This is a genomic window from Streptomyces sp. NPDC032721 (assembly GCF_055579625.1).
The window spans coordinates 20,410-32,589 of sequence record NZ_JBVIMX010000023.1; the positions used below are offsets into that span (position 1 = coordinate 20,410).

8 protein-coding genes are annotated in these 12,180 nt (G+C 71.0%); 7 read left to right on the forward strand and 1 reads right to left on the reverse strand.

Annotated elements, in window-relative coordinates; genetic code table 11:
- Positions 1 to 134: 134 nt before the first annotated feature.
- Positions 135 to 1,787, forward strand: coding sequence for a flavin monoamine oxidase family protein (locus ACZ5PB_RS35805; protein WP_468697083.1), 1,653 nt, complete (start codon positions 135 to 137; stop codon positions 1,785 to 1,787).
- Positions 1,788 to 1,830: 43 nt separating this feature from the next.
- Here ACZ5PB_RS35805 and ACZ5PB_RS35810 read toward each other — a convergent pair whose 3' ends face one another.
- A complete protein-coding gene (locus ACZ5PB_RS35810) occupies positions 1,831 to 3,633 on the reverse strand; it encodes a glycoside hydrolase family 15 protein (protein WP_468697084.1) in 1,803 nt (600 codons plus the stop codon).
- Between the two features lie 527 nt (positions 3,634 to 4,160).
- Here ACZ5PB_RS35810 and ACZ5PB_RS35815 point away from each other — a divergent pair.
- The 6 genes from ACZ5PB_RS35815 (at position 4,161) to ACZ5PB_RS35840 (ending at position 12,151) form a co-directional block, all read left to right on the forward strand.
- Positions 4,161 to 5,828: a CTP synthase gene (locus ACZ5PB_RS35815; protein ID WP_468697085.1), complete on the forward strand. Its 1,668-nt coding sequence runs from the start codon at positions 4,161 to 4,163 to the stop codon at positions 5,826 to 5,828.
- A gap of 97 nt (positions 5,829 to 5,925) precedes the next feature.
- Positions 5,926 to 6,546, forward strand: coding sequence for an NUDIX domain-containing protein (locus ACZ5PB_RS35820; RefSeq protein WP_468697237.1), 621 nt, complete (start codon positions 5,926 to 5,928; stop codon positions 6,544 to 6,546).
- A 184-nt stretch (positions 6,547 to 6,730) separates the two neighbouring features.
- Positions 6,731 to 8,785 carry a tetratricopeptide repeat protein gene (locus ACZ5PB_RS35825; RefSeq protein ID WP_468697086.1) on the forward strand — a complete coding sequence of 685 codons (2,055 nt, stop codon included), beginning with the start codon at positions 6,731 to 6,733 and terminating at the stop codon, positions 8,783 to 8,785.
- Positions 8,786 to 8,938: 153 nt separating this feature from the next.
- The gene (gene ald / locus ACZ5PB_RS35830) at positions 8,939 to 10,054 is read left to right on the forward strand and encodes an alanine dehydrogenase (RefSeq protein ID WP_468697238.1); all 1,116 of its coding nucleotides are present in this window, start codon (positions 8,939 to 8,941) and stop codon (positions 10,052 to 10,054) included.
- A gap of 340 nt (positions 10,055 to 10,394) precedes the next feature.
- Positions 10,395 to 11,558 (forward strand): ParA family protein, encoded by a 1,164-nt coding sequence (locus ACZ5PB_RS35835; protein ID WP_468697088.1) that lies wholly within the window; start codon positions 10,395 to 10,397, stop codon positions 11,556 to 11,558.
- On the forward strand, positions 11,543 to 12,151 hold the full coding sequence (locus tag ACZ5PB_RS35840; protein ID WP_468697090.1) for a hypothetical protein: 609 nt from the start codon (positions 11,543 to 11,545) through the stop codon (positions 12,149 to 12,151). Before ACZ5PB_RS35835 ends, ACZ5PB_RS35840 begins: the two co-directional genes overlap by 16 nt.
- The last annotated feature ends 29 nt before the right edge of the window (positions 12,152 to 12,180 follow it).

Here is a 12,180-nt window from a genome sequence, read left to right on the forward strand (position 1 = left end):
ACAGACCAAGAAAAACCCCAACCCCCCCCCCCCCCCCCCGCCCCCCCCCCCCCCCCCCCCCCCCCCCCCCCCCCCCCCCCCCCTCCCCCCCCCCGGTGCCGTTCCGTGCATCCCCGTCCTACGGAGGAATCCCCATGTCCGGTACGTCCGCTTCCCGCACGCCCGCCATGCGCGCCCTGCGGCAGCTCGCCGCAGAGCACTCCGCCGCCCGCCGTCTCGGCATGCCCGTCGCCGAGGTCCGCGGTGCCACCCGCCGCCAACTCCTCGCCCGCGCCGGTGCGCTGGGTCTGGGCGCCGCCCTGGCCGGGCGGGCGGTTCCGGCCGCGGCAGCCCCCCGTACCGCCGTCGACAGGCCCGTACGGCCCGCAGCCGCGCCCAGGGTCGCGGTCGTGGGGGCGGGCATCGCCGGACTGACCGCGGCCCTCACCCTCCAGGACGCGGGTCTGCCCTGCACCCTCTACGAGGCCGAGCGGGAGCGGGTCGGCGGCCGCATGTGGACCCAGCGCACCCACTGGGGCACCGGGCAGATCTCGGAGATCGGCGGCGAGCTGATCGACACCAGTCACAAGAAGATCCTGGAACTGTGCCGCCGCTTCGGCCTCCGGACCGAGGACTTCCTCGGCGGTGGCCCGAACGGCGCAGAGGAGGTGCTCTGGTTCAACGGTGCGTACTACCCGCGCGCCCACGCCGACGAGGACTTCAAGGCCGTGTACCAGGCACTCCACCGGGACCTCCAGGAGTCCGGCGAGGTCAAGTGGAACCTGACCACTCCGACCGGCACGGCCCTCGACAACATGTCCCTGTACGAGTGGATCGAGTCACGCGTCCCCGGCGGTCACACCTCCCCGCTCGGCCGCTTCTTCGACGTCGCCTACAACGTCGAGTACGGCGCCGACACGAGCGAGCAGTCCGCCCTCGCCCTCGTCCTGCTCATGGGCTACCAGACCAATCCGGGCCGCTTCAACATCTGGGGCCTGTCGAACGAGCGCTTCCACATCACCGGCGGCAACGACCTGCTCCCGCGCGCCATCGCCGCGAGTCTGCCCCGTGACACGATTCAGCACGGCAAGGAACTCACCGCCGTACGCGCGAACTCCGACGGCACCCAGACCCTCACCTTCGCCGACGCGGGCACCGTCACCACCGTCACCGCCGACCACACCCTCCTGTGCGTCCCGCTGCCCGTCCTCCAGCGCCTGGACCTCTCGCAGGCGGGCTTCGACCCCCTGATGAAGAACCTCCTCAGGGACGCCCGCATGGGCACCTGCACCAAGCTCAACATGCAGTTCTCCGCCCGCCCCTGGCGCGGCACCGGCGCCTGGCCCGGGGTGTCGGCGGGCGACTGCTTCACCGACAGCGACGTACAGCAGACCTGGGACACCACCAAGATCCAGCCGGGCAGCGGCGGCATCCTCATCCAGTTCGGCAGCGGCCGCCTGGCGAAGGCGCTGACCCCGGCGACCCCGTTCGCCACCGAGTCGGATCCCTACGTACGGGAACTGGCGGCCCGCCGCACCCGCGAGATCGACGCCTTCTTCCCCGGCACGTCGAAGAGCTGGACCGGCAAGGCCCAGCTCTCCGCCTGGCACCGCAACCCGTACAGCCTCGGCGCCTACTCCTACTGGCCCGTCGGCTATCTGCACCGCTACGCGGGCTACGAGGGCACGCCGCAGGGCAACATCCACCTCGCGGGCGAGCACACCAGCTACGACTTCCAGGGCTTCATGGAAGGCGGCGCGAGCGAAGGCGCCCGCGCCGCCCGGGAGGTGATCGGCAAACTGCTCTGAGGCTCAGCTCTGGGGGCTCAGCTCTGAGACCCAGCCCTGAGGCTCAGCCCCCGTACGCCCCGCTCGCCGTCAGCCGCAGTGCCGTGTCGATCAGCGGTACGTGGCTGAAGGCCTGCGGGAAGTTCCCGACCTGGCGCTGCAGCCGCGAGTCCCACTCCTCGGCGAGCAGCCCCAGGTCGTTGCGGAGTGCAAGGAGCTTCTCGAACAGCTTGCGCGCCTCGTCGACCCTGCCGATCATCGCCAGGTCGTCCGCCAGCCAGAACGAGCAGGCCAGGAATGCGCCCTCGTCGCCCTCCAGCCCGTCCACCCCGGCGTCGTCGCCGGCCGTCGGGTAGCGCAGCACGAAACCGTCCGGGGTGGACAGTTCGCGCTGGATCGCCTCGATGGTGCCGATGACGCGCTTGTCGTCCGGCGGCAGGAAGCCCATCTGCGGGATGAGGAGGAGGGAGGCGTCGAGCTCCTTGGACCCGTAGGACTGCGTGAAGGTGTTGCGCTCCGGGTCGTAGCCCTTCTCGCAGACGTCGCGGTGGATCTCGTCGCGCAGATCGCGCCAGCGGTCCAGCGGGCCGTCCGCGTCGCCCGACTCGATCAGCTTGATCGTGCGGTCGACGGCCACCCAGGTCATCACCTTGGAGTGGACGAAGTGGCGGCGCGGTCCTCGCACCTCCCAGATGCCCTCGTCGGGCTGGTTCCAGGCGCCCTCCAGGTAGCGGATCAGCTTGAGCTGGAGGAGGGAGGCGTAGTCGTTGCGGGCCAGGCCGGTCATGTGGGCGAGGTGCAGGGCCTCGGTGACCTCGCCGTAGACGTCCAGCTGGAGCTGGTGGGCGGCGCCGTTGCCGACGCGGACCGGGCCGGAGCTCTCGTACCCCGGCAGCCAGTCGAGCTCCGCCTCGCCGAGCTCCCGCTCGCCGGCGATCCCGTACATGATCTGGAGGTTCTCGGGGTCACCGGCGACCGCCCGCAGCAGCCACTCGCGCCAGGCACGCGCCTCCTCGCGGTAGCCGGTGCGCAGCAGCGAGGACAGGGTGATGGCGGCGTCGCGCAGCCAGGTGTAGCGGTAGTCCCAGTTGCGGGAGCCGCCGATGTCCTCCGGCAGGGAGGTGGTCGGCGCGGCGACGATGCCGCCGGTGGGGGCGTACGTCAGCGCCTTGAGCGTGATCAGCGAGCGGACCACCGCCTCCCGGTAGGGGCCGTGGTACGTGCAGTGCTCGACCCACTCCCGCCAGAACTCGGTGGTGAGCTCCAGCGCGCCCTCCGCGTCCGGCAGCGGCGGCGGCTCCCTGTGCGAGGGCTGCCACTGGATGGTGAACGACAGGCGCTCACCGGGGGAGACCGTGAAGTCGGAGTGGGTGGTGAGGTCCTGGCCGTGGGTCTCCACGTCCGTGTCCAGCCACACCGAGTCGGGGCCCGCGACGGCGACCGTACGGTTGTCGACGCGGTGCACCCAGGGCACCACCCGGCCGTAACTGAAGCGCATCCGCAGTGCCGAGTGCATCGGCACCCGGCCGCTGACGCCCTCCACGATTCTGGTCAGCTGCGGCGCACCGTCGCGCGGTGGCATGAAGTCCGTCACCCGGACCGTGCCGCGCGGGGTGTCCCACTCCTGTTCCAGGACGAGGGAGTCCCCCCGGTACCGGCGGCGGGTGGCCGCGGGGGCCTCCTCACCGTCCGGAAAGGAGGGTCCGATCCGCCAGAAGCCGTGCTCCTCGGTACCGAGAAGTCCGGCGAACACGGCATGGGAGTCGAAGCGGGGCAGGCACAGCCAGTCGACTGAGCCGTCCCGGCAGACCAGCGCCGCTGTCTGCATGTCTCCGATGAGTGCGTAGTCCTCGATGCGCCCGGCCACGTGCAATCTCCAGTCGAACGGCCACATCCGCCCCCTGTGACAGGGGACTTCTGCGGTCAGGGGATCTTCGACGGCGAGCTTCAGGGGCCGGGAGCGGGCGGGATGATGCCGTCGCCGGCCGGCTCGCAGCGATGTGTCCGTGAAGGATACGACGGTGACCGCCGATCTGTGTGAGCTCATCGCAACGCAGGTGAGCCGAACGGGTGAGGTGCAGGTGACGCCCGGGTGTGGGTGCGGTGAAGGCGACCGAACAGGCTGCCGTACTTCCGCCGCGCCGTGGCCCCGGACGGTTCCGGGGCGTGTGTGAAGGTGGACCCGGGGTGGCCCGAAGGTGTCGCGGAGAGTGTCCGAAAGCCGTGGGTCGATGGACGCCGGAAGCAGCCTCCCGCAGTCACTGTTACCCTGGTAGCCCGTGGCCGGGTGGCGCAAATCCCCCCGAACCGCAGCGACGGCACCCCCGGAAATCAGCCCCCGAGGGACGCCGGAACGCATCCTCACTTCGCGACCACGGGAGCCCCGCTTTGGCTATGCAGCCCGCTGCTTTCAAGAACAAAGCAGCCACGACGACCAAGCACATCTTCGTCACCGGGGGTGTCGCCTCCTCCCTCGGCAAGGGCCTGACTGCCTCCAGCCTCGGTGCGCTCCTGAAGGCCCGCGGCCTGCGCGTCACCATGCAGAAGCTCGACCCGTACCTCAACGTCGACCCCGGCACGATGAACCCCTTCCAGCACGGCGAGGTGTTCGTCACCAACGACGGCGCCGAGACCGACCTGGACATCGGCCACTACGAGCGCTTCCTCGACGTCGACCTCGACGGCTCGGCCAACGTCACCACCGGCCAGGTCTACAACACCGTCATCGCCAAGGAGCGCCGCGGCGAGTACCTCGGTGACACCGTGCAGGTCATCCCGCACATCACCAACGAGATCAAGCACCGCATCCGCCGCATGGCCACCGACGACGTCGACGTCGTCATCACCGAGGTCGGCGGCACCGTCGGCGACATCGAGTCGCTGCCCTTCCTGGAGACCGTCCGCCAGGTCCGCCACGAGGTCGGCCGCGACAACGTCTTCGTCGTGCACATCTCGCTGCTCCCGTACATCGGCCCCTCGGGCGAGTTGAAGACCAAGCCGACCCAGCACTCGGTCGCCGCCCTGCGCAACATCGGCATCCAGCCGGACGCGATCGTGCTGCGCGCCGACCGCGAGGTCCCGGACGCCATCAAGCGCAAGATCTCGCTGATGTGCGACGTCGACGAGGACGCGGTGGTCGCCGCCATCGACGCCAAGTCGATCTACGACATCCCCAAGGTGCTGCACACCGAGGGCCTGGACGCCTACGTCGTCCGCAAGCTGGACCTGCCGTTCCGCGACGTGGACTGGACCGTCTGGGAGGACCTCCTGGACCGCGTCCACAACCCGAACCACGAGGTCACGGTCGCGCTCGTCGGCAAGTACATCGACCTGCCCGACGCGTACCTCTCGGTCACCGAGGCCATCCGGGCCGGCGGCTTCGCCAACAAGGCCCGCGTCAAGGTCAAGTGGGTCACCTCGGACGACTGCAAGACCCCGGCCGGCGCCCAGAAGCAGCTCGGCGACGTCGACGCGATCTGCATCCCCGGCGGCTTCGGCGAGCGCGGCGTCACCGGCAAGGTCGGCGCCATCCAGTACGCCCGCGAGAACAAGGTGCCGCTGCTGGGCCTGTGCCTGGGCCTGCAGTGCATCGTCGTCGAGGCGGCCCGCAACCTGGCCGGCATCGAGGACGCCAACTCCACCGAGTTCGACCCCGCCACCGCCCACCCGGTGATCTCCACCATGGAGGAGCAGCTGGCATACGTCGAGGGCGCGGGCGACCTGGGCGGCACCATGCGCCTGGGCCTCTACCCGGCGAAGCTGGCCGAGGGCTCCATCGTGCGCGAGGTCTACGGCGACGAGCAGTACGTCGACGAGCGCCACCGCCACCGCTACGAGGTCAACAACGCCTACCGCAGCGAGCTGGAGCAGAAGGCCGGCCTGGTCTTCTCCGGCACCTCCCCGGACAACAAGCTCGTCGAGTACGTCGAGTACCCGCGCGAGGTCCACCCCTACCTGGTCGCCACCCAGGCGCACCCGGAGCTGCGCTCGCGCCCGACCCGCCCGCACCCGCTCTTCGCGGGCCTGGTGAAGGCGGCGGTGGAGCGCCAGCAGGGCAAGTAGTCACCTGCGGGGCGGTCGCGCCCCAGGTATTACGGTTGCCGGGGTAAGAGCCTCTTCCAGGCTCTTGCCCCGGTTTTCTCGTTGCATGGAGGCGTACGTGGCGATCAAGGACACTCCCCAGGAGTGGCAGGTCACCGAGTCGGTGACCCCGTTCGAGGGGGCGAAGACCAGCGTCCGCAGCGACCGCGTGGTCATGCCGGACGGCTCCGTCGTGGGCCGCGACTACCAGGTGCACCCCGGCTCGGTGGCCGTCCTCGCGCTCGACGAGGAGGGCCGCGTCGCCGTCCTCAGCCAGTACCGCCACCCGGTCCGCCACAAGCTCTGGGAGATCCCGGCCGGGCTGCTGGACGTCCCCGGCGAGAACCCGCTGCACGCCGCCCAGCGCGAGCTGTACGAGGAGGCGCACATCAAGGCGGGGGACTGGCGGGTGCTCACCGACGTCTACACCTCGCCCGGCGGTTCCGACGAAGCGGTACGGATCTTCCTCGCGCGGGACCTCTCGGAAGCGGCGGGCGAGCGCTTCGAGGTGTCCGACGAGGAGGCCGACATGGAGCACGCGCGCGTACCGCTGGCGGAGCTGGTGCGCGGGGTGCTCGCCGGGGAGCTGCACAACAACTGTCTGGTGACCGGGGTGCTCGCGCTCGGCGCGGCGCTGGCGGGCGACGGGCTCGACGCGCTGCGCCCGGCCGAGGCGCCGTGGCCCGCGCGTCCGTTCTGACCGCACCCCGCCCGGTCCCGCCTCGGGGACCCGCCCCGAGGTCGCCGGTAGTAAAAGATGCTGATCCGATCGGGGGACGTGTCCGCCGCGCTCCCCCGATTTGGTCGCAGAGCGTGAACTAGGCTCGGATCCCCGACCGCAATCGCGCCGGGGACCGGTGCGCAGGCGGACGGGAGCGTGGCCCGTGACGGATCAGGCGGTGGACATCAGCGGCGCGGCGGCGGTCACTGCGACCGCCCTCGCGGCGGGCTCGGCACAGGACTGGCCGGCCGGTGAATTCTTCGGCAGGCAACGGGAGTTGAAGGAGCTGCGTGCCGACATCGCGCGCACCGGACTCGACACCCTCACCGGCCGCAAGGTGCCCCGGGCCAGAGTGCTGCTGATCGCGGGGCGGCCCGGCTCCGGACGTACCGCACTCGCCGAGGAGCTGGCACGCTCCGTCGCCGCCGACTACCCGGACGGCGCGCTGCGGGCACGGCTGACGGCGCCCGGCGGCGAGCGCGTCCCCACCGAGGAGACCGCCCGCGACCTGCTCGGCGAGCTGGGGATCACGGGCCCGCCGGGCGCCGACGCGGACACCCTCTCCGAGATGGTCCGCGAGGCCCTCGCGGTGCGCCGGGTGCTGCTGGTGCTCGACGACGCGGCCGACGCCGAACAGGTCGACCCGCTGCTGCCCGACAATCCGGACTGCCTGGTCGTGGCGACCTCCCAGGGGCCGCTCACCGGCATCGTCGACGTACGGCCGTGCACGCTCGGCGGCCTGGACACCGCGTCGGCGGTGGCCCTCCTCGCGCACCTGACCGGGAAGGTCCGGATCACCGTCGACCCGACGGCGGCCGACGCGCTCGCCGAGGAGTGCGGCGGCCAGCCCGCCGCGCTCGTGCTGGTCGGCGGCTGGCTCGCGGCCCGGCCGAAGTCCTCCGTGGCGGATGTCACCAAGCACCTGCACGACCTGCCCGAGGACCCCGGCCGGCCGCAGGGCGCGGGCCCGCTCGCCCGGGCGCTGCGACTGGTCCACGGATCGCTGCCGCAGCCCGCCGCGCGGATACTGCGACTCCTGTCACTGGCCCCCGCGGGCCTCGCCGACGCGCACACCGCCTCCGCGCTGGCCGGCTGCTCGGTCTCGGCGGCGCAGACCACGCTGGACGACTTCGCGGTGCAGGGACTGCTGCATCCGGCCGGGGACCAGTACCAGGTGCCCGGGTGCCTGGCGCCTTTGCTGCGCGCACTGACGGAGGCCCAGGACCGGCCCGCCGAACGGCAGTTGGCCCGGGCCAGGATGCTGGAGCGGACCGTACGCCAGCTCCAGTCGTGCTGGGCGGTGACCGAACCGGACGGCTCCCCGGCCCGCCGGAAACTGGCCGGACTGCCGCGCGCCCTGCGTTTCGCGAACGCCCCGGCCGCCGCCGAATGGCTGCGGGTCAGGCAGCCGGCGCTGCTGGCGGCGGCCCGTACCGCGGTCGGCGACGGGGAGCTGGACACCCTGGCGCGGCGGCTGGTGGCCGCCCTGGTGCGGGCGCTGGTCGCGCACCGGGGCACCGAGCGGGCCGCGCCCGAGCTGTACGGGCTGCACCGGCTGGTGCTCGACGTCGCGGAGCGGCGGGACCTGCACCGGGAGAAGGCCGCCGCCCTGCTGAACCTGGCGGATCTGGACGCGGGCACCGGGCGCACCCAGGACGCGCTGACCCGCTACCGGGCCGCCCTGGACGCCGGTCGGACGGCGCAGGACCCCTACGCGACGGCCCGCGCGATGGAATCCGTAGGCGGGACGTACCAGGAGATGGGGGACTACCCGCGGGCCTCCGACTGGTACGGGCGGGCCCTGGCGCAGCGGCTCGCGCGTGGTGAGGACGAGGACGGGGCCCGGCTGTACGGACGGCTCGGTGCGGTGCACACGTACGCGGGCCGTTACGGGGAGGCGCTGCGCGACTGGCGGGCCGCCGCCGCCGGACTGCGCAGGCTCGGCGATCTCCCGGGCCACGCAAGGGCGTTGAGCGAAATGGCCCGGGTCCAGGAGTACGCGGGACACCCCGAGGACTCGCTGCGGACCTGCCAGGAGGCGATCGAGTGGGCCCGGCAGGCGGGTGAGGTTCGTCTCCAGGCCGCGCTCAGGCTGCGGCTCGCCGACACCCTCGACCGGCTGGGTGACCCCACGGCTGCCCGGCTGCACCGGGGCGCGGCGGAGAGACTAATGGAAGAAGAGGTTCCAGCCTACGAAATCCGCAGCACATCTGCGTGAAGTAGATGCTTTGTAAGGCTAGACAGCTGGAAATCCTTCATTAGACTGGCTCTGCCGCGTAACGCTGCGGTGTTCCCCAGGCGTGCCATCCATGCCCGGGTTTGTATGGCATTGCCCCGTTCCATCCCCCTGAATTCAAGGACCGTGATCGACGTGAAGGTCGGCATCCCCCGCGAGGTCAAGAACAACGAGTTCCGTGTGGCCATCACCCCGGCCGGCGTGCACGAGCTCGTGCGCCACGGCCACCAGGTCGTCATCGAGAAGGGCGCCGGTCTCGGCTCCTCGATCACGGACACCGAGTACGTCTCGGCCGGTGCGCGCATCCTCGACACCGCCGATGAGGTCTGGGCCACCGCCGACCTGCTGCTGAAGGTCAAGGAGCCGATCGCCGAGGAGTACCACCGCCTCCGCAAGGACCAGACCCTCTTCACCTACCTGCACCTCGCGGCCTCCCGCGAGTGCACGGACGCGCTGATCGAGTCCGGCACCACGGCCATCGCGTACGAGACGGTCGAGACCGCCAATCGCGCGCTCCCGCTGCTGGCCCCGATGTCCGAGGTCGCTGGCCGCATCGCCCCGCAGGTCGGCGCGTACCACCTGATGCGCCAGGTCGGCGGCCGCGGCGTGCTGCCCGGCGGCGTGCCCGGCACGGCGGCCGGCAAGGCCGTCGTCATCGGCGGCGGCGTCTCCGGCTGGAACGCCACCCAGATCGCGGTGGGCATGGGCTTCCACGTGACCCTGCTCGACCGTGACATCAACAAGCTCCGCGAGGCGGACAAGGTCTTCGGCACCAAGGTGCAGACGATCGTCTCCAACGCCTTCGAGCTGGAGAAGGCCGTCGTCGAGGCCGACCTCGTCATCGGTGCCGTCCTGATCCCGGGCGCCAAGGCCCCGAAGCTGGTCACCAACGAGCTCGTCGCCAAGATGAAGCCCGGAAGTGTACTTGTCGACATTGCAATTGATCAGGGTGGCTGCTTCGAGGACTCGCACCCGACGACGCACGCCGAGCCGACGTTCAACGTCCACGACTCGGTCTTCTACTGCGTCGCCAACATGCCGGGCGCCGTCCCGAACACCTCGACCTACGCGCTGACCAACGCGACGCTGCCGTACATCGTCGAGCTCGCGAACCGCGGCTGGGTCGAGGCGCTGCGCCGTGACCCGGCGCTCGCCAAGGGCCTCAACACCCATGACGGCCAGGTTGTTTACCGTGAGGTGGCGGAGGCGCACGGCCTGCCGCACCTTGAGCTGAGCACCCTGCTCGGCTGACGCGTCAACCGACGTCGTCAACATCACGCGCCCGGCCGGACCTTGCCCAGCGAGGTCCGGCCGGACGTGCATCCGGGTGCTTTGCGGCACTCGCTCAACTCGTCGTGAACGTAACGCTTTAGGCGTTTCGTGCACCTGCGAAATCCGGCTCGCGTGCTTCGCGTGCACCCCCGCGCACCCTTGACAGAGGGGTGTTCCGTTGCCGACACATCGACCCGGGTCCGGTGGATTGTGTTGCTGCGGAGTGGTGACACGCCATAGAGTCGGCCACCGTCGGCATGGTGCCACGCTGACCTATCGATATGTTTCCTGGTCACGTCCCAAGGAGGTAAGACGACTTGTGAATGAGTCGACATTTACTCCCGGGGGTGGTCAACCGGGAACGCCTGCGCAGGGCCAGAGCCCTACAGGGCTCGAAGCTGTCGGCTCGGTAGCGGTCCGCACCTTCGCCACCCATCAGCACATGACGACATCCCACCAGAGCATGGACGGCCTACACGTGAACGCCATGGCCGGCGACCAGAGTGGCGATAAGTCCACCACCGGCTTCGCCGACTTCGACGAAGTGCCCCAGGGGCACTTCTACGATCCCGACGCCGAGTACGAGCCCGACCCCGAGTACGCGGCCACGCTCGCTCCCGACGCTGCCCGCCAGCGCCGCGAGCGGATCGGCCCGACCGGACGGCCGCTGCCGTACTTCCCGATCCCCGGACCGCTGACCGATCACGGCCCGGCCAAGATCATCGCGATGTGCAACCAGAAGGGCGGGGTCGGCAAGACGACCTCGACCATCAACCTGGGCGCCGCACTCGCCGAGTACGGACGCCGTGTCCTGCTCGTCGACTTCGACCCGCAGGGTGCCCTGTCGGTCGGCCTCGGGGTGAACCCGATGGAGCTCGACCTCACGGTCTACAACCTGCTCATGGAGCGGGGCATGTCGGCCGACGAGGTGCTGCTGAAGACGGCGGTCCCGAACATGGACCTGCTGCCCAGCAACATCGACCTGTCCGCCGCCGAAGTGCAGCTGGTCAGTGAGGTCGCGCGCGAGTCGACCCTTCAGCGGGCGCTCAAGCCGCTGATGAACGACTACGACTACATCGTGATCGACTGTCAGCCCTCGCTCGGTCTGCTCACGGTCAACGCCCTGACGGCCGCTCACAAGGTGATCGTGCCGCTGGAGTGCGAGTTCTTCGCACTGCGCGGAGTGGCGCTGCTGACCGAGACGATCGAGAAGGTCCAGGAGCGGCTCAACCCCGACCTGGAGCTCGACGGCATCCTCGCCACGATGTACGACTCGCGCACGGTGCACAGCCGCGAGGTCCTCGCGCGCGTGGTCGAGGCGTTCGACGACCACGTCTACCACACGGTCATCGGCCGTACGGTGCGCTTCCCGGAGACCACGGTCGCCGGTGAGCCCATCACGACGTACGCCTCGAACTCCGTCGGCGCCGCCGCCTACCGTCAGCTCGCCAGGGAGGTGCTCGCCCGGTGTCACGCCGAGTGAGTCTGCCGGGGGCCGACGAGCTGTTCCGTACGACCGGGGGGATGGGCCTGCAGTCCTCCGCCCGGAGGTCCGGCGCCAACGGCGAGGCCGCCCGGGTACCGGCCCCCGCGGGGGAACCCGCTCCGGACGCCGGACCGGGTGCCGACGGGGACGGTGAGGGCGCCGAACACGGGGCCGCCGCCGATGCCGCCGGGCAGCAGCGGACCCGGGGTGCGGAAGGGGCCGTTCCGGCTCCGGCGCAGGCCGGTTCCGCGACCGCCGCCGCCAAGGCCGCCGCCAACCGGGCCCAGGAGGCCCCAGGAACGGCCCGTGGGGCCGCGCAGAGCACCTCCGGGGCCCAGCCGCGACGCAGGGGCGGCCGGGGTGCCAACAGGCGGCCCAGCGGCCGCGAGCGGCACGACGAGAAGATCACCGTCTATGTCTCCGCCGAGGAGCTCATGGACCTGGAGCACGCCCGGCTGGTGCTGCGCGGCGAGCACGGTCTCGCCGTGGACCGGGGGCGGATCGTCCGCGAGGCGGTCGCCGTCGTACTCGCCGATCTGGAGTCGCGGGGCGACGCGAGCATTCTGGTACGGCGCCTGCGCGGGCGCTGAGCGGTGCGGGGGTAGCCTCGCGGCTGGCC

Bases quoted from the DNA above. Each gene is read 5' to 3' on its own strand.
- ACZ5PB_RS35815 (WP_468697085.1), top strand. From the start codon at position 4,161: ATGCAGCCCGCTGCTTTCAAGAACAAAGCAGCCACGACGACCAAGCAC.
- ACZ5PB_RS35805 (WP_468697083.1), top strand. From the start codon at position 135: ATGTCCGGTACGTCCGCTTCCCGCACGCCCGCCATGCGCGCCCTGCGG.